The 19,100-nt window shown below is 71.8% G+C and carries 8 protein-coding genes; 4 read left to right on the forward strand and 4 right to left on the reverse strand.

What is annotated here, in order from left to right; translation table 11 throughout:
* Positions 1 to 7 precede the first annotated feature (7 nt).
* From ACIBEA_RS07080 to rfbB, 4 genes are all read left to right on the forward strand, one after another.
* The gene (locus ACIBEA_RS07080) at positions 8 to 1,153 is read left to right on the forward strand and encodes a substrate-binding domain-containing protein (protein ID WP_399258789.1); all 1,146 of its coding nucleotides are present in this window, start codon (positions 8 to 10) and stop codon (positions 1,151 to 1,153) included.
* On the forward strand, positions 1,153 to 1,305 hold the full coding sequence (locus ACIBEA_RS07085) for a hypothetical protein (RefSeq protein ID WP_399259082.1): 153 nt from the start codon (positions 1,153 to 1,155) through the stop codon (positions 1,303 to 1,305). The genes ACIBEA_RS07080 and ACIBEA_RS07085 overlap by 1 nt, the downstream gene beginning before the upstream one ends.
* 656 nt (positions 1,306 to 1,961) lie before the next feature.
* Positions 1,962 to 2,831 (forward strand): glucose-1-phosphate thymidylyltransferase RfbA, encoded by an 870-nt coding sequence (gene rfbA / locus ACIBEA_RS07090; RefSeq protein ID WP_399258790.1) that lies wholly within the window; start codon positions 1,962 to 1,964, stop codon positions 2,829 to 2,831.
* A 10-nt stretch (positions 2,832 to 2,841) separates the two neighbouring features.
* Positions 2,842 to 3,816: a dTDP-glucose 4,6-dehydratase gene (gene rfbB / locus ACIBEA_RS07095; RefSeq protein WP_399258791.1), complete on the forward strand. Its 975-nt coding sequence runs from the start codon at positions 2,842 to 2,844 to the stop codon at positions 3,814 to 3,816.
* An 81-nt stretch (positions 3,817 to 3,897) separates the two neighbouring features.
* On the opposite strand, the gene ACIBEA_RS07100 is transcribed toward rfbB, so the two are convergent.
* The 4 genes from ACIBEA_RS07100 to ACIBEA_RS07115 all read right to left on the reverse strand — a co-directional run bounded on the left by ACIBEA_RS07100 (position 3,898) and on the right by ACIBEA_RS07115 (position 19,068).
* Positions 3,898 to 5,481 carry a hypothetical protein gene (locus tag ACIBEA_RS07100; protein WP_399258792.1) on the reverse strand — a complete coding sequence of 528 codons (1,584 nt, stop codon included), beginning with the start codon at positions 5,479 to 5,481 and terminating at the stop codon, positions 3,898 to 3,900.
* The gene (locus ACIBEA_RS07105; protein ID WP_399258793.1) at positions 5,478 to 7,214 is read right to left on the reverse strand and encodes a hypothetical protein; all 1,737 of its coding nucleotides are present in this window, start codon (positions 7,212 to 7,214) and stop codon (positions 5,478 to 5,480) included. The genes ACIBEA_RS07100 and ACIBEA_RS07105 overlap by 4 nt, the downstream gene beginning before the upstream one ends.
* The gene (locus ACIBEA_RS07110; RefSeq protein ID WP_399258794.1) at positions 7,211 to 9,004 is read right to left on the reverse strand and encodes a carbamoyltransferase; all 1,794 of its coding nucleotides are present in this window, start codon (positions 9,002 to 9,004) and stop codon (positions 7,211 to 7,213) included. Before ACIBEA_RS07110 ends, ACIBEA_RS07105 begins: the two co-directional genes overlap by 4 nt.
* Positions 9,005 to 9,117: 113 nt before the next feature.
* A complete protein-coding gene (locus ACIBEA_RS07115; protein WP_399258795.1) occupies positions 9,118 to 19,068 on the reverse strand; it encodes an SDR family NAD(P)-dependent oxidoreductase in 9,951 nt (3,316 codons plus the stop codon).
* Between the last annotated feature and the right edge of the window lie 32 nt (positions 19,069 to 19,100).

Below are 19,100 nucleotides of genomic sequence, written 5' to 3' on the forward strand. Positions count from 1 at the left end.
GAGCACCGTGTACCCGAACCGCACCAGCGTCCTCGCGGCCGCGGCCCTGTGGGCGGCCGCGTCCGCCCTCGTCGCGGGCTGCGGAGGCGGCTCGTCGCAGACCTCGGCCTCGCCCTCGGCCGCCGGATGCCCGGCCGCACTCGCGCGGGCGGCGGCGGCCGTCGAGGGAGCCGAACGTACGGACCTCTCCTGGAGCGGTCCCACGGGCGGCCCCGAGGCGGTTCCCGACAAAACCATCGTCTATGTCGCCCAGACCATGACCAACCCTGGTGTCGCCGGAGTCGCCAAGGGCCTTCGGGAGGCAGCGGCGGTCATCGGATGGCAGGTCCGGGTGATCGACGGGGAGGGCACCCCCGCGGGTATCCAGGCCGCGGTCAGCCAGGCGGTCACTCTCAAGCCCTCGGGCATCGTCATCGGAGGCTTCGATCCCCGGCTCACGGCACAGCAAGCGGCGCGGGCCGAGGCCGCGGGCATTGCGCTGATCGGCTGGCACGCGGTGGACTCCCCCGGGCCGAGCACGAGTCCCCGGCTCTTCACCAACGTGACCACGAAGGTGGAGGAGGTCGCGAGGATCAGCGCGGACTGGGTCATCGCCCGGTCCGACGCAGACGCCGGGGTCGTCGTCTTCACCGACGACTCCATCCCGTTCGCCCGGACCAAGTCCGAGCTGATCAAACGGCAGTTGGGCACCTGCCCCGGGGTGAGGCTGCTGGCCACCGAGAACATCCCCATCCCGGACGCGAGTCAGCGCACCCCCCAGCAGGTCTCCTCCCTGGTGTCCCGCTTCGGGGACCGGTGGACCCATTCGATCGCGATCAACGACCTCTACTTCGCCGACGCCGCCCCGGCGCTGCGTGCCGCCGGGCGCCCCGGCGCGGGGCCGCCCTTCAACATCGGTGCGGGCGACGGCGACCCTTCCGCCTTCCAGCGCATCAGCAGCGGGCGGTTCCAGGCCGCCACCGTCCCCGAGCCGCTGGCCCAGCAGGGCTGGCAGATCATCGACGAGTTCAACCGCGCCTTCGCCGACCGGCCCGCCAGTGGCTACGTCGCACCCGTTCATGTGGTGACGGCCGAGAACAGCGGCGGAGCCACGTCCTGGGACCCGCGGGGCTACCGGGAGGCGTATCAGAAAATCTGGCGCGGGGAGTCGTAGTGGCCTACGTCATCGACCCCGGACTGCACCGCGTGGACGCTCGCGCGCCTTCTACGGCGACCCCCCTGGGGCTCGCCGTCCACCGCGAGTTCGGCACCGGCCCCGAGCGGGGAACGGTCCACTTCCTCGGCGGCGGCTTCCTCGAAGTGTAAGATCCCCGTTCCCCGCCATCAGGCCACCTCCCCGGCCACCAGGTCCACCGCATTCGCATCCGGGACGATCCCCGCCACCGGCGGGAAGGACATCGACCCGTCCCCACGGTGCACCAAGATCCGGGCCATTCACGGACCAGCAGGGCCAGTACGGCGCCCGCCACGGGGATGGGACCTGGTCAAGCGGCATGCGGGCCATGTACCACCAGCAGACGAAGAACTCCTCGTCTCGTACTCGCCGAAGAAGCTCGGCTTCTTCTAGGAGCCCAAAAGGCGGCGCCTGATCTGGGCTTTTGCCCGTCAGGCGCCGTCGGCACGTCCCGCTCGACGCGGACATGAACAGTTGGTATCCGCTGACCGGGCTGGAGTTGGAGTCGGAGAGAAATCCGGCGCGACGTGAACCGCTTGCCCTGAAGGGCGCGGACGCGTCCTGCCGAACCCCGACCGCAGGAAGGTCAGGGAGTGGAAACCGGACGCCAAATTACCCGGAGAGATGACGAGTTGCCGTCGCACAGGCCGCCCGGAGAGAGGCCAAGATCACGTTGACAGCGGCGAGCCGGAACTCTACGCTCGCGTTCAAGCAACGGAAAGATCAAGTCGCCCTGAGCCGACTTCCCCTACCCCATTACTCCAGTCACTTACGGAAATGTGGTCGCATGAAGGGCATAGTTCTGGCCGGAGGCACCGGCACCCGGTTATATCCATTAACACACGCCGTATCGAAACAATTACTTCCGGTGTACAACAAGCCGTTGATCTACTACCCGCTCTCGGTGCTGATGCTGGCAAAGATCCGGGACATCCTGATTATTTCCTCACCCCAGCACATAGGCGCCTTCCGGGAACTCCTGGGAGATGGCAGCCAGCTCGGGATCAATATCGAGTACGCCGAGCAGGCGGAGCCGAACGGCATTGCCGAGGCCTTTCTCATCGGCTCAGATTTCATCGGCTCAGATCCGGTGACGCTCGTACTGGGCGACAATATCTACCATGGCCCCGGGTTCGGCAGACTGCTCCAGGCGGAGATACAGAATCTCGACGGCTGTGTACTGTTCGGCTATTCCGTCGGTGACCCCGAGCGCTACGGCATCGGCGAGGTGGACGCCGGCGGGCAGTTGATCTCCCTGGAGGAGAAGCCGGCCGCGCCCAAGTCCGACCTGGCCGTCACGGGTCTGTACGTGTACGACAACGACGTGGTGGACGTGGCCAAGAACGTGCGCCCCTCGCCGCGCGGCGAGTTGGAGATCACCGATGTGAACCGCGTCTACCTGGAGCAGGGCAGGGCCAGGATGGTCAACCTCGGGCGCGGATTCGCCTGGCTGGACACCGGTACCCACGACTCGCTGCTGCAGGCCTCGCAGTTCGTCCAGACGCTGGAACAGCGCCAGGGAGTACGGATCGCGTGCCTGGAGGAGATCGCCTTCCGCATGGGCTTCATCGACGCCGCGGCGTGTCACGAACTCGGCAGTCAGCTGGCGAAGACGGACTACGGGAAGTACCTGATGGAGATTTCCCGCCACAACTGAGAGGTGGCCCATGCGCATACTTGTCACCGGAGGTGCCGGGTTCATCGGCTCGCACTTCGTCCGGCAGACCATGCAGAACAATTACCCGGAGCTGGCCGGATCCGAGGTGACGGTGGTCGACAAACTGACCTACGCGGGAAGAAGAGAGAATCTCGCACCGGTGTCCGCGAGCCCCGGCCTGCGTTTCATCGAAGGCGACATCTGCGATACGCGACTGATGGCGGAATTGATGCGGGGCATGGATCTCGTCGTGCACTTCGCCGCCGAGTCCCATGTCGACCGTTCCATATCCGGGGCCGGGGAATTCGTACGGACCAATGTGCTGGGGACGGAGTCACTGCTGACCGCCGCGTCGGACACCGGGATCGGCAAATTCGTCCATGTGTCGACCGACGAGGTGTACGGCTCCCTGGACGTCGACGAAAAGCCGTGGACGGAGGAGGAGCCCCTCGCCCCCAATTCCCCCTACGCCGCGTCGAAAGCGTCCGCCGACCTCATGGTGCTGGCCTTTCACCGCACCCACGGGCTGCCGGTGTGCCTCACTCGGGGATCCAACACCTACGGCCCGTACCAGTACCCGGAAAAGATTGTTCCGCTGTTCGTTTCCCGCCTGTTGGCCGGACAGAAAGTGCCGCTCTACGGCGACGGCGAGAACATTCGTGACTGGCTGCATGTCGACGACCACTGCCGGGGCATTGCGCTGGTGGCCGCGGGCGGAAAGTCCGGGGAAATCTACAACGTCGGCGGCGGCACGGAACTGACCAACCGCGCGCTGACCGAGCGGTTGCTCGAACTGCTCGGCGCGGACGGCTCGATGGTGGAACGGGTGGCCGACCGCAAGGGTCACGACCGGCGGTACGCGATGGACATCTCCAAGATCTCGGACACCCTGGGCTACCGGCCCGCAGTGGAGTTCGACGAGGGCCTCGCGGCGACGGTCGACTGGTACCGCCGGCACCAAGGCCTCTGGCGCGACGCCGCATAGTCTCGCCGGTCTCGCCCCGCTTCCACGAGGAGGGGGCCGGGTCACAGCCGTGATGGCTGTGACCCGGCCCCCTCCTTTCCTTCAGCCCGACACTGCGATGCGTGCGGTGGACCGGGAACCCGAGACCTCCACCAGCCGGTCACACGCCGGGGGTTCGCCTCCGATGCCCGTCAGGAGCCAGCACGTGCGGTCCTGGGAGAGCCCGGTGAACAGCGCGGCCAGCTGGAGGTCGGCGGCGAACGGGTCCGTACCGGCCGTCGCGTCCACCACCACCAGGGAAGGATCGCCGGCCAGCGCACCCAACAGCGCCAGCCGCCAGCGGTCCTCCGAGGAGAGCGGCTCGGTCGACGGCTTGGTCAGCGGCTCGGTCAGCGGCCCGGAAGCGATGTCCTGCGCGGCCACCGCGGCGCGCAGCCGGTTCAGCCCGTCCTGTACACCGGGCCGGTCCGCCAGCCGGTCGGGGAAGGAGTCGAGCAGCCTGCCGGCCTCCTCCCGCGTGTGCCCCGAGTCCTGCGGGCGGACCCGGGCGATGTGCCGCTCCACGGCGGACGGGGCGAGGGTGCTCACGTCCACCCCGCCGATGCGCACCTGTCCGGACGTCGGCGTGACGTCGCCGGTCAGCAGGTCGCCGAGCAGCAGTCGGGTGCCGTCGGGGATTCCGACGAGCGCCGTGGTCGTACCGCCCGGGATCTCGAACGAGACGGTGTCGAGCACGGTCGTGCCCTCCACCCGCAGGCTGACGCCGTCGAAGACGAGGTCAGTGCTGTCGGGCCAGTCGGCGCCCGGCCGGACCTCCTGCGACCCGGACTCCCCGATGTCCAGCAACTTGCCGATGGTGGACATCACTTCACGTGCGTTCATGACGGTGCTGGTCAGCAGGACGGCTTCCATCATGGGCCGGTACGTGAGTACCGACAACACGATCAGTGCGACGCCCCTGGTTCCCGAGAGCCCGTCGCCGGAGACGGCCGCCGCGCAGACGCCGACAGCGGCGCACGCGGCGAGTTCGACCGCCCGCCACAGCAACACCTCGCCGGTGGCGGTCGCCAGGATGCCGCCCGAGCGTCCCGCACCCCGCTGCTCGTAACTCCTGCGGAGCCACTCCGCCCCGTCGGGCTCCTCGCCGCGGGACAGCAGCCGGGCCACGAGGAGGGAGCACAGCGCCAGCACGATCAGCCCCGCCGCCAGCGTCAGAGCGATCTTCAGGTTGACGAAGGCGCTGATGGCGATCACGGTCAGTGGTGTGGCGGCCGCGGCCACCATCGGCCGCATGACATGGGCGGGAAGTCCCATCAGGACCACCACCGCGGTGCCGTCGAGCGCTGCCAGCCGGTCGGAACGGGCCACTCCGAGGGCGCGGTTGGGCAGTTTCGCCGTGTGCTCGGCGACCTCCCTGTGCAGGGTGGTCACCAGTTCGGCGCCCAGCTCGTTGCCGAGGGGCACGCTGCGGTAGTGGAGCACCGCGTACACCAAGCCGACGACCGCGAGAGCGACGATCCAGGCCCAGGGCGCTGCCGCACCGGGGGTGAGCAGGCTCTCCGTGATGGGCACCACGAAGGTGAAGGCGACGCCCTGGACGACGGCGCCCAGGAGCAGGAACAGGCACAGCGACGTCAGCCCCTGTTTCCCCGAGACCTGCAAGAAACGAGCGAGCACGGCCCTCATCGGGGCACCTCCTGGAACGCGGGGGACCCTGCGGACCCGGTGGACAGGGCCACGGGGTCCGCGGCGCGGCGCGGCCCCCCGACCGGGTCGAGCAGCCCGGCGTACGGGCTGCCGGGACCGGTCAGCTCCTCGTGGGTGCCCGACGCCACCACCTTCCCGGCTTCGGTCACCACGAGCCCGCCGTCGAGGACCGCGGGCGGCCCGGTGGAGACGACCACCACGGCCGCCCGGCCGCGCAGGTCGGCGACCGCTGCCCGGACGGTGTCCGGGGAGCCGGGGAAGGCCCGCTCGTCGAGCAGGACGACCTCGCGGTCCGCGGCGAGCAGCCGGGCGAGCGCGAGCCGCTGGAGCTCGGGATACGACTGCGGCGCCTCGGAACCCACGATCGCGTCGTAGCCCCGGGGCAGTGCGGCGATCGTGTCGTGGCAGCCGGCGATGCGTGCGACGCGTTCGGCCTCCGCGGTGCGCCCGTCCGTGCGGTCGGCGGTGATGTACGCGCCGATGGGGCCGATCACGACGGCCGGGTCGGCCTCCACCGCGGCGAGCCGCTCCGCGGGGGTATCGGCGAGCAGCCGGTCGATGACCGAGTCCGCGCCCGCGTCGGTGGTGGCGACGACGGTCAGCACCCCGCGCTCGGGCAGTTCCAGGGCGGGGCCCGGGACCGGCTCGGCCTCCGGTGCCACGCCGTCCGCGGTGTCGGACGTTCCCGCGCCGTCCGCGGCGGCGGACGTGCCCGCCTCGTCCGCGGAGCCCGCCGGGGCCGCCACGGGCGGGACGCTCCCGGACGCGAACCGGCTCAGGCGTGCCGCGGCCTTCTTGCCCTCCCCCCATTCTTCGACGAAGTAGGTGATGGCCAGCAGAGGTGCGGCCAGTCCCGCGCCGACCAGCAGGAACGGGATCAGGTCGGCGGGGGCCAGCCACTCCGAGCGGGTCAGCAGGGCTCCCCCGCACAGGACGAAGACGAGCACGGTCAGGGGTGAGAAGGCGATCTCGGCCAGCGCCCGGCCGCCCAGCAGCGAGCCGATGCGGACCCGGAAGAACTCGCTGAACTCATCCGTGACGTCGGCCAGTCGGGCGGCGGAGCGCCGGGTCGCGGCGGCGGTCCGGGCCCGGGTGCCGGCCGGGTTGATGCGGCGCGGCAGGCCCACGGTGGGGCGTACCGCGTCGATGCCGCTGATGCTCGCCGCGTAGTCGCTCGCCATCTCGCGGAAGAAGCGCGCGGAGATGAAGCCGAAGACGGCGAAGCCGAGCAGGATCGGAGCCAGGGTGATGAGCGCCATCAACCAGTCGACCCAGAACAGGTAGCCGATCGACAGGACGAACGCCAGGACCGCCGAGAGGAGTTCCGATCCCGCTCGGCCCACCATGACGCCCATGGAGACGATGTCACGGCCCAGGGTGGTGCCGTGCTCCTTCCAGGCGGCGTGCAGCGGTCGGGCCGCGCGGGCTCCGCGCAGCCTGCCGGTGACCGCGAGGAGCAGTGTGTCCTGGGTGCGTGCCCCCGCCTCCTTGCTCAGGACACGGCCCACCAGCTGGGCCACGAACCCGACGACTGCCGCGGCGGCGACCACGAGGACGAACCGGCCGATCCTGCCGCCGTCGGGGTCACCGTCGAGGAGTTCCCTGCACACCTCGATGACGGCGAGGACGGGGCCGACCGTGGCCACCGCCCCGGCCGCCTCCAGGACGAGCGCCGTCCGGGCGCGCCAGACGGTTCCGGTGGGTGCGCTCATCGCTTCGTGACCAGGTAATCGCCGAGGACCAGGAAGTCGATGTCGGTGCCGAGGAAGCACTCGACCGCGTCCTTGGGGGAGTTGACGACCGGCTCGCCCGCGACGTTGAAGGAGGTGTTGACCAGGCACGGCACATCGGTGCGCGCGGTGAACTCGCGCAGCAGCTCGGCCAGCCGGGGGTTGCTGTCGTCCGTCACGGTCTGGACGCGCGAGGTGGCGTCGATGTGCGTGGCGGCCGCGATGGTCTGCGTGTACTCGGGCTTCACCGGGAACACGAAGGTCATGTACGGCGAGCGCTCCTTCTTGCCCATCTCGAAGACCTTCGGCGCGTTCTCCTCCAGGACGATCGGGGCGAACGGGCGGAACGGCTCACGGTGCTTGACCCGGGTGTTGATGATGTCCTTCATGTCCGCGTGGGACGGGTTGGCCAGGATGGACCGGTTGCCCAGCGCGCGCGGGCCGTACTCGGTGCGGCCCTGGAACCAGCCGATGACGGTCTTGCCGCTGAGCAGCTCGGCGGTCTTCGCGACGATCGCGCCGTCGGCGTGCTCCTCCCAGGTGACGCGGTCGGTGTAGGCGTCCAGAGTGGCGAGGAACTCCTCGGCGGTGTACTCGGGGCCGAGGTAGGGCGTCTTCACGGGCACGAGCGGGACGTTCTGCTCGCGGACGACGTGGGCTGCCGCGCCGATGGAGATGCCCGGGTCGCTGGCGCCGAAGCTGACCTCGGCCCGCTCGAACGGCAGGTCCTCCAGGAGCTTGGTGTTGTTGACGCAGTTGAGCGCCACACCGCCCTCGTATATGAGGTCGCGCAGGTCGGTGACGTCGGCGAGGGCGCGCAGCTGGTGTGCGGTGACCACTTCGAGGGCCTGCTGGGCGGCGCTCGCCACCCGGACCTGGAACTCGAACTCACCGCGGTTGTCGTCGTTGCCGCCGAAGATCTCGTCGAACAGGGCGATGTAGGCGCGGGGGCCGCGCGGGTCGTTGGCCAGGGCCAGTGAGTAGCGCCCGGGGGCGTCGAGGGTGACGACGTGGTTCAGGATCGGGTTGTCCTCCTGCGCCGGCGGCTCGCCGAACCCGCCGAGGCCCATGACCTTGTACTCGTCGTTGTTCGGGGTGAAACCGAGGTATCGCGTGATCTCGGCGAAGAGCTGGGCGATCGAGTTCTGGGAGTCGATCGTGAACTGATCGAAGACCTTCACCTCGCCGTCGCGGATCTCACCCATGATGGCGCTGTCCGACTCGCCCTGGCCGTCGCTGATGATGAAGGCGGCGTCGTCGAAGCCGGCGAAGGCGCGGCCGCAGGCGAGGTGTGCCCGGTGGTGCGGGACCGTGACGAGCTTGTCCTCGGCGAGCTCGAAGCCGGTGTTGCGGGCGAAGTCCTGGAGGATCGCGGTCTTGCCGAGCATGCCGGTGTAGAGCTCGCCGAAGTCGGAGAGGGCCTTGAACTTGTACTCGGGCGGAATCGGCGCACCGGCGATCGTGGAGATCGCGGTGTCGGCGAACTCCGGGCTGAACCGCCAGCCGAAGGCGTAGTAGTCGACGTCGGCGAAGTCGAGCCCCGCCTGGTCGAGGACCCAGCGCATGGCATTGATCGGGAAGGCGGTGGTCTTCTTCTGGCGGTTCATGCGCTCCTCCTCGACGGCGGCGACCAGCTTGCCGTCGATGAAGAGGGACGCGGCCGCGTCGTGACCGAGGAAGCTGTGCCGATCGACGCTGTCCTGCGTGTAGCCGTAGAGCTTGCCGAAGATGTCGGCGGCGCGGGAGAAACCGTTGTAACCAAGAACTATCACTGCGCTGTCTCCTTTGGAGCACGGATCTCTGTGAGCCGCGGTGGTGATGTGGTGGCCGGTGGAAGTGGCCGGTAGGAGCGGCGGGGCAGAACTGTGCTCTGCCCCGCGGCGGTTCAGATGTCGCGTTCCGCGAGCCATCCGCGGATCGCGGTGGTGGTCATGGCGATGTTCTCCTCCATGAGCGTGAAGTGGTCGCCCGGTGTGGTCACCAGCGTGTGCGGGAGGGACCAGGCGGCCCGCCAGCCGTCGTCGTCGAAACCGTCGGCCTGGTACGGCAGGGGCTTCTCGGCGCCCACGAAGAGGGTCGGCGCCTTGGTCCCGCTGAGCGCGCACTCGTCCATCAGCGTGTGGTAATGCCCCATCGCGCTGAGGCGTACGCCGCTCAACGCGCCGCTGCCGAAGAGGTGTTCGCGGGCGAAGAGGCCATCCAGCATGGCCCGGCTCAGCTCGGCGGAGAACTGCGTACCGGCTTGGAAGGTGTCCAGGACGACGGTACCCGAGGGGGCGAGCCCCGCCCGCTCCGCCCGCGCGGCGAGGGCGTGACCGATCAGTCCGCCCGCGGAGTGCCCGAGGAGCACGAAGGGCCGCGAGCCCAAGGCCGAGCGCAGTGCCTCGACCTGGAGATCGAGGAACGCCTCGAACGACTCCGGCACCAACTCTCCTTCGTTGAAACCCGGGTTGACCAGCACCATCACATCACGTTCGCCCTGCATCTGCTGGGCGAGCCCGACGTACTGGAGGGGTCCCGCGGTCGCCGTGATGGCCGGGACGCAGACGAGAGCCGCACGGCCCTCGTCGCCCCTGGCGAGACGGATGGGCTCCTGCAGGTGCTCCGCCGCGCTCTCGTGGCCGAAGACGGCCCGCAGCCGGCCTGCGGCCCGGATGAGGTCCATACCGACCGAGCCCGCCCTGCCGAGGGCGTGGGACTGGCGGTAGAGAGCCTCCAGGCTGTCGAACGGCGAGGCGGGGGCGGCCGTAACGCCGGTGCCCGCGTCGCCCGGCTCCGGCGCGGTGCCGATGAGGTCGACGAGGTGCGCGGCGAGGAGTGCCGTGGTCGGGTGCTCGAAGAGCGTGGCCGCGGCGAGCTCCAGGCGCAGGAGCGAGCCGAGCCTGGTGCGTATGTCGATGCCCGCCATCGAGTCCACGCCCAGGTCGAGGAACTCGCTGTCCACGTCGATGACTTCGGCGTCGCCGTGCCCGAGGACCGCGGCGAGCTCGGTACGGATGAGGTCCTCGACGAGCCGGGCCCGCTGGTCGGGCCCGGCAGCGAGGACCCGCGCGACGGCGCCCTGCCCCGACTGCGCGGGGCGGGCGGCGGGCCGCTGGGCGGACGCCCGCGGGGTGGGGGCCTCGGCGTCCCGGGCGCGCCGGAAGCCGGCGGTGGGCACCGCCCGGAGAGTCAGCTCGCGGACCTCGGCGACCGGCCGCCCCGTGGTGTCGGCCAGGTGCAGGCCGAGCGCGCCGTCGCCCGCGTCGGACAGCCGTACGCGAAGACTCGTGGTGCCGGTGGCGCCGAGGACCCGTACCCCGCTCCAGGCGGCGGACAGCCACACCTGCGCGCCGTCCGCGTCCGTGTCCGTCGGCCGCTCGGCGGTGCGCGCGTGCAGCGCGGCGTCGAGCAGGGCCGGGTGCAGGCCGCCGAAGCCGTGACCCGCGGCAAAGGCCTCGTCGGGCAGCGCCACCTCCGCGAGGATGTCGGTGCCGCTGCGCCAGGCGGAGCGCAGACCGCGGAAGGCGGGTCCGTGGACGTGGCCCCGCTCCTGCAACGCGGCGTAGAGGGCGGCGGGTTCGAGGGCCTGGGCGCCGGGCGGCGGCCAGGCACCGGACAGTGCGCGGAACTCCGAGGTGTCCACGGGGCTCGGCAGGGCCGGCGCGACGACGGCGCGGGCGTGGCACGTCCACTCCCCCGCCTCCTCGCCGGCCGCGGGTTCGGACCTGGAGTGCACGGTCAGGGCACGCAGGCCCGCCTCGTCCGCCGCACCGACCTGGACCTGGATGTGCACGGCGGCGTTCGGATCCAGGACCAGCGGTGCGTCCAGGGCGAGTTCGGCCACCTTGGCACAGCCGAGCCTGTCTCCCGCGTACAGCGCCCAGTCGAGCAGGACGCTGCCGGGCAGCACGACGGTGTCCGCGATCGCGTGGTCGGCGAGCCAGGGGTGGGTGGCCTGCGCGAGCCTTCCGGTGAGCAGGGCCGTGTCGCTCTCCGCGGGCTCGACCACGCCGGCGAGGAGCGGGTGGTCGGCGGCCGTGAGCCCCACCGTGCCGGCGTCGCCCGCGGGCGTGGAGACGTCCAGCCAGTAGCGCTGGTGCTGGAAGGCGTACGTGGGGACGTCGGCGGGGCGCGCCGACGAGTCGAGCAGGGCAGCCCAGTCGATGGCGCCGCCGCGCGCCCACAGTGCCGCGGCGGTCGACAGCAGTGCGGGGCGCGCCTCCTGGCCGTGCCGCAGGGCGGCGGTGACCAGGACGTCGGGGCCTTCGGCCGCCGTGGCCTCCTCGACTGCGGTGGTCGTCTCCGAGGAGACGGCGGTGCCCAGCTCGACGACGGCCTCGACGCCGTCGCCGAGGAGCGCCTTCACCGCGGCGTCGGGGCCGACCGGCTCGCGCAGGGTGCGGTACCAGTGCTCGGCGTCCAGGTCGCCGGCGGCGAGGCGTGCCCCGGTGACGGCCGAGTACATCCGTACGCGTCCGTCGCCCACGGTGACCCGGGCCGCCAGTGCCCTCACCTGCTCGTGCTCGTGCTCGTTCTCGGCGAGCAGGCGGCCCTGTCCGGCGGCGAGCAGCGCACCGTCGGTGAGGGACAGGATGCCGGCGGCGCAGGCCGCGGCGATCTCGCCGCCGCCGAAGCCGACGACGGCGACCGGGGTGATGCCGACGGCCGACCACATCTCGGCGAGCGACACCGTGACCGCCCACAGGGCGGGGCGGCCGACGGCCGGGTCGGCGAGCCTGCCGGGTTCGTCGCGCAGGACGTCGAGGAGGGCGAAGTCGGCGTGCGGGGTCAGGGCAGCGGCGCACCCGGCCATGGCATCGGCGAACACCGGTGAGGTGTGCAGGAGTTCACGTGCCGCGTCGGCCAGCCCTTCGACCCGGTCGGGGAAGACGAACGCGGTCCTCAGCGATGCGCGGGCCACGCCGCGCGCGGCGCCGTCACCGGGATCAGCCCCGGCCGCGAGGGTGTCGAGGGCGGTGGTGAAGCCGGTGGCATCCTCGGCGAGGACCACCGCGCGGTACTCGAAGGCCGTACGGGCGGTCGCCAGCGCGACCGCCGTCCCCGCCAGGTCCACATCCCGCGCCGCCGCATGCTCCCGCAACCGCGCCGCCTGGGAACGCAACGCGGACGGCGACTTCCCGGAAAGCACCCACGGCAGCACACCGACCGCCCCCCGCCCGGACCGACCCCCGTCCCGGGCCACGACCTCGCCCGCGGAGACCTCCCGCGGGGCCTCCTCCAGGATGACGTGGGCGTTCGTACCACTGATCCCGAAGGAGGACACCCCCGCACGCCGCACACCCTGCCCGGGCCACACAGCCCTCTGCGTCGCCAACTCCACCGCACCCGAAGCCCAGTCCACATGACTGCTCGGCTCATCCACATGCAGCGTCGGTGGGACCACCCCGTGCCGCATCGCCAGCACCATCTTGATGACACCCGCAACACCTGCGGCGGCCTGGGTGTGACCGATGTTCGACTTCACCGAGCCGAGCAGCAGCGGGCGCCCTTCCGGGCGGTCCTGCCCGTACGTGGCGAGCAGCGCCTGCGCCTCGATCGGGTCACCCAAGGACGTACCCGTACCGTGCGCCTCCACCACATCGACATCAGCGGCACCCACACCCGCACTCGCCAACGCCTCGCGGATCACCCGCTGTTGCGACGGACCGTTCGGCGCCGTCATACCGTTCGACGCACCGTCCTGATTGACCGCGGTGCCCCGCACCACGGCGAGGACGCGGTGCCCGTTGCGGCGGGCATCCGAAAGACGCTCCACCAGCAGCATCCCCGCGCCCTCGCCCCACGCGGTGCCGTCCGCACCCTCGGCGAACGCCTTGCACCGGCCGTCGACAGCGAGACCACCCTGCTTGCCGAACTCCGCGAACACGGTGGGGGTCGACATCACGGCGACGCCGCCCGCGAGCGCCAGGTCGCACACGCCGCTGCGCAGCGCGGACACGGCCATGTCCAGGGCGACGAGGGACGAGGAGCACGCGGTGTCGATCGTCACGGCGGGGCCCTCGAAGCCGAAGGTGTAGGCGATGCGGCCGGAGGCGACACTGCCCGCGGTGCCGTTGCTGAGATACCCGGCGATCTCCTCGGGGATCTCCTGGAGCCGTGCCACGTAGTCGTGGTGCATCAGGCCCGCGTACACGCCGGTCCTGCTGCGCCGCAGGCTCGTCGGGTCGATGCCCGCGCGCTCGATGGCCTCCCAGGAGGTTTCGAGGAGCAGCCGGTGCTGCGGGTCCATCGTGGTGGCCTCGCGCGGCGAGACGCCGAAGAATCCCGCATCGAACTCGGCCGCGTCGTAGAGGAATCCGCTCTCGCGGACATACGTCGATCCGGTACGGCCGGGCTCGGGGCTGTAGAGCCGCTGGAGGTCCCAGCCGCGGTCGGTGGGAAAGCCGCCGATGCCCTCGCGGCCGTCCGCGACCAGGTCCCACAGCTCCTCGGGCGAGCCGACGCCGCCGGGGTAGCGGCAGGCCATGCCGACGATCGCGATGGGGTCGTCGCCGGTGGCCCGCACCTCGACGACGCGTGCGCCCCGCTCCGCGGGGTCCGCGAGGGTCTCGCCCAGGAAACCGGCGAGCGCCTCGGGACTCGGGTAGTCGAAGACGAGGGTGGTGGGCAGCTGGACCTTGGTGAACTCGGCCAGCAGGTTGCGGAGTTCGACGGCGGTCAGCGAGTCGAAGCCGAGGTCGTTGAATGACCGGTCGGGCGCGATGCCCTCGGGCGTGGTGTGGCCGAGGACGGTGGCGACGTGCTCGCGCACCAGGTCCACGAGGGCGGCGGAGCGCTCGGCCGCCGACAGGCCGAGCAGCCTGTCGTGCCATGCCGAGGAGGCGGCCGCGGGGGTGTCGGAGGCACGGCGCGGGGCGGACCTGACCAGGGAGCGCAGCAGTGCGGGCGGGTCGGCCTGGCCGCGCAGGTCCAGGCGTACGGGAACGACGACCGGCTCTTCGAGCCGCACCGACGCGTCGAACAGGGCGAGGCCCTGGTCGGCGCTGATGGCGCGGAGGCCGCCCCGGCTGAGCCTGCCCATGTCGGTTTCGGTGAGCGTCCCCGTCATGGCGCTGGCATCGGCCCACAGGCCCCACGCGAGCGAGTGCGCGGGCAGCCCCGCCGCGCGGCGGTGCCGGGCGAGCGCGTCCAGGAAGGCGTTGGCGGCCGCGTAGTTGGCCTGGCCCGGGGATCCGAAGATGCCCGCGGCCGAGGAGAACAGGACGAACAGGTCGAGGTCCCGCTCCCGGGTGAGCTCGTGCAGGTGCCACGCGGCATCCGCCTTGGGCCGCAGCACGGTGTCCAGACGCTCGGCGGTCTGCGCGGTGACCATGCCGTCGTCGAGGACCCCTGCGGCGTGCACCACGCCGCGCAACTCGGGCAGGGATGCGACGAGTTCGGCCAGCATGGACCGCTGCGAGACGTCGCAGGCGACGAGGCGCACCTCGGCGCCCGCCGCGCGCAGCTCCTCGGCGAGTTCGGTGGCTCCCGGCGCGTCGCCGCCGCGCCGCCCGGCGATCACCAGGTCGCGGACGCCGTGGGCGGCGACCAGGTGGCGGGCCACGGCGGACCCGATGACGCCGGCGCCACCGGTGACCAGGACGGTGCCCTGCCCGGCGTACGCGGCGGGAGCGTCGACGTCGGTTGCGGTGCGCACCAGCCGCCGCACGAAGACGCCTTCGCCGCGCACGGCGATCTCGGTCTCCTGGTCGGCGAGCGCGGCGCGCACAGCGGGCCAGGGGACGTCGGCGGGCCCGGTGCCGGGGGCCAGGTCGAGCAGCGCGAACCGCTCGGGGTGCTCGGAGCGCGCCGAGCGCACCAGGCCGTGCACCGCGGCCTGGACCGGGTCCGCGCCCTCTCCGGGGTGCACTTCGACGGCGCCCCGGGTCAGTACGATCAGCCGGGCCGGGGCGACGCCGTCGTGCGCGAGCAAGGCACGGATGCGCGCCAGGGCGTGGCCCACGTGGGCCCGTAACCCACCGAGGACTTCGAGGGCGTCGGTGTCGCCGCCTCCCGCGCAGTCCAGGAGCACGGTGTCGGCGGCCGTCAGCTCTTCGAGACCGGTGTCCGGCCCCCAGATCTGCGGAGCCGCTTCCCCGGCGGCGTCCAGTGCCCCCGCCTTCCGGGGTTCCCAGGCCTCGGTGAACAGGGACTCTGCGACCAGGGCGCGCCTCGGTCCGACGGGGGTCGCCGAGACGGGCCGCAGGACGAGTTCGTCGATGCCGACGACGGGGGTGCCGGTGGCGTCGGCGATCCGTACGCGGACGGCGGCGGTGCCCACGGTCGTCAGACTGACGCGGACGGTGCGGGCGCCGCTCGCCCACAGCCGCACGCCGCCCCAGGCGAACGGCACCCGCGAGGTGTCCTCGGCGCCGTCGGTCACGCCGCCGAGGCCGATGACGTGCAGGGCGGCGTCCAGCAGGGCCGGGTGGACGCCGAATCCCGCGACGTCGTCCGCCGCGGCCTCGGGCAGTTCCACGTCGGCGAAGACGTCGGTGCCGCGCCGCCACGCCCTGCGCAGCCCCTGGAAGGTGGGGCCGTAGGCGTAGCCCTGCCCTGCGAGGGCGGGGTAGAAGTCCTCGATCTCGACCGCGGCCGCACCGCGGGGCGGCCACACCGCGCCGGTGACCGCGCCGAAGTCGTCGGCGTTCGGCCTCTGGTCCAGTGCGGCGACCACGCCCTGGGCGTGCCGGACCCATTCGGTCTCCACGCCGCTCGTCCCGTCGTCGGACGGTTCGAGGCGCGAGTGCACGACGACGTGGCGGTGGCCCTCGTCGTCGGCGGGGCCCACGCCGACCTGGATCTGCACGGCGTCCTCGGGGGTGAGGACGAGCGGGGTCTCCAGGGTGAGGTCCCGGATCCGGCCGCAGCCCACGTTCTGCCCCGCGCGCAGGGCGAGTTCGACGAAGGCGGTGCCCGGCAGGAGCACGGCGCCCATGACGGCGTGGTCGGCGAGCCAGGGGTGGGTGCTGAGCGAGAGGCGGCCGGTCAGCACGGAGCCGCCGGCGGAGCTGCCGTCGGCGACGCTGACGGCAGCTCCCAGCAGCGGGTGGTCGAGTCCGGCGAGTCCGGCGCCGCTCACGTCTCCCGCGCGGCGCGGCGGGACGCGGGGCCAGAAGCGCTGCCGTTCGAAGGGGTAGGTGGGCAGGTCCTGGACCGCGGTTACGGTGGGCAGCAGCGCGCGCCAGTCCACGTCGGCGCCACCGGCCCACAGGGCGCCGACCGCCCTCAGCAGGGTGGCGACCAGGGGCCGTTCGCGGTGGGCTACGGAGGTGACGGTGGCGGAGTGGCCCGCGGCGAGGCTGTCCTCCAGCGGCCGGGAGAGCACGGTGTGCGGGCCGATCTCCAGGAAGGCGTCCACGCGCGGCTCCGCGGCGCACACGGCGTCCTGGAAGCGGACGGCCTCGCGGGCGTGCCGCACCCAGTAGTCCGCTGACGTGATGTCGTCCGCGGCGAGTTCACCGGTGACGGTTGAGACCATCGGGACGGCCGGGCGGGAGAAGGTGAGGCCCGCCAGCACGGAGCGGAACGCGTCGAGCATCGGCTCCATGAGCGGCGAATGGAAGGCGTGGCTGACCTGGAGCCTGCGAAGCCGGTGCCCTGCCCGCTCGGCGGCCTCGGCCACCTGGTCGACGGCGTCCGACGCACCGGACACGACCACGGCGGAGGGGCTGTTGACCGCGGCGATCGCCACCTGCTGCCGATGCTGCTCGGGCAGGGCGCGCAGCCATGCATCGGCCTGTGCCCGGGTGGCGTCGAGGGCCAGCATGGCGCCGCCGGCGGGGAGTTGCTGCATGAGGTCGCCGCGGGCCACGGCCAGCGTGACCGCGTCCTGAAGGGAGAGCACTCCGGCCACATGGGCGGCGGCGATCTCACCGATGGAGTGACCGAGGACGACGTCCGGGCGTACGCCCCACGCCTCCAGGGTGCGGAACAGCGCGACCTCGACGGCGAAGAGGGCGATCTGGGTGTACCGGGTCTGATGGATCAGCTCCGCGTGGTCCGCGGGGCGGCCTGCGGAGCCGGCGAGCACCACGTCCGCGAGCGGTACGTCGAGCTGCGGGTCGGCGGCTTCACAGACGGCGTCGAACGCCGCCGCGAACGCGGGGAGCTGCTCGTACCACTGTCCCCCCATGCCCGCCCACTGCGCGCCCTGTCCCGCGAAGACGAAGGCGGTCTTGGCACCGGGCCGCGCCGTGCCACGGACGAGGTGGCGGCCCGTGGTGCCCTTGTCCGCGAGGGTGTCGAGGGTGGTGGTGAAACCGGTGGCGTCCTCGGCGAGGACCACCGCGCGGTACTCGAAGGCGGTACGGGCGGTCGCCAGCGCGACCGCCGTCCCCGCCAGGTCCACGTCCCGCGCCACGGCATGCTCCCGCAACCGCGCCGCCTGGGACCGCAACGCGGACGGCGACTTCCCGGAAAGCACCCACGGCAGCACACCGACAGCCGCCCGCCCGAGCCCTCCATCGCCCTGGGCCACGACCTCCTCCGCGGAGACCTCCCGCGGGGCCTCCTCCAGGATGACGTGGGCGTTCGTCCCACTGATCCCGAAGGAGGACACCCCCGCACGCCGCACACCCTGCCCGGGCCACACAGCCCTCTGCGTCGCCAACTCCACCGCACCCGAAGCCCAGTCCACATGACTGCTCGGCTCATCCACATGCAGCGTCGCCGGCACCACCCCGTGCCGCATCGCCAGCACCATCTTGATGACACCCGCAACACCTGCGGCGGCCTGGGTGTGACCGATGTTCGACTTCACCGAGCCGAGCAACAGGGGCTGGTTGCCGCCCCGCTCCTGCCCGTACGTGGCGAGCAGCGCCTGCGCCTCGATCGGGTCACCCAGGGACGTACCCGTGCCGTGCGCCTCCACCACGTCCACGTCGGACGCGGCGAGGCCCGCGTTGGCGAGCGCCTGCCGGATGACCCGCTGCTGGGCGGGACCGTTCGGCGCGGTCAGGCCGTTCGACGCACCGTCCTGATTGACCGCGGTGCCCCGCACCACGGCGAGGACGCGGTGCCCGTTGCGGCGGGCATCCGAAAGACGCTCCACCAGCAGCATCCCCGCGCCCTCACCCCACGCGGTGCCGTCCGCACCCTCGGCGAACGCCTTGCACCGGGCATCGCCGGCAAGACCGCCCTGCTTGCCGAACTCCGCGAACACACCCGGTGTCGACATCACGGTGACGCCGCCGACCAGGGCCAGCGGGCAGTCGCCGGCGCGCAGCGCGCGGGCCGCGAGGTGCAGCGCCACGAGGGAGGCCGAACAGGCGGTGTCGATCGTCACGGCAGGGCCCTCGAAGCCGAGGGTGTAGGCGATGCGGCCGGAGACGACGCTGGGGGCGTTGCCGGTCAGGAGGTGACCGAGGGATTCGTGTCCCGCCTGGTTGAGCATGCCGGGGTAGTCGGCGCCGTTGACGCCGATGAACACGCCGGCCCTGCTGCCGTGCAGGCCGGTGACGTCGATGCCCGCGCGTTCGAAGGTCTCCCAGGACGTCTCCAGGAGCAGCCGCTGCTGCGGGTCCATCTCCAGGGCTTCGCGCGGGGATATGCCGAAGAAGGAGGCGTCGAATTCGGTGGCCGTTTCGAGGAAGCCGCCCTGCGGGCGGGTCCTGCCCTCGAACTGCTGCCAGCCGCGGTCGTCGGGGAAATCGCTCATGGCGTCGACACCGTCGTGCAGCAGGTCCCAGAACTCCTCGGGCGTACCGGCCCCGCCCGGGAACCGGCAGCCCATGCCGACGATCGCAATGGGCTCGCGCTCGGCCTCCTCCAGGTCTCGGACTCGGCCCCTGGTGCGCTTCAGGTCCGCCGTCACCCGCTTCAGGTACTCGACGATCTGCTCTTTCTCAGCCATGTCCGAAACCCCTCATTGTGCAGAACGTGCTG

The sequence above is a fragment of the Streptomyces sp. NPDC051555 genome, from assembly GCF_044454405.1.
In the GTDB taxonomy this organism is placed as follows: domain Bacteria; phylum Actinomycetota; class Actinomycetes; order Streptomycetales; family Streptomycetaceae; genus Streptomyces.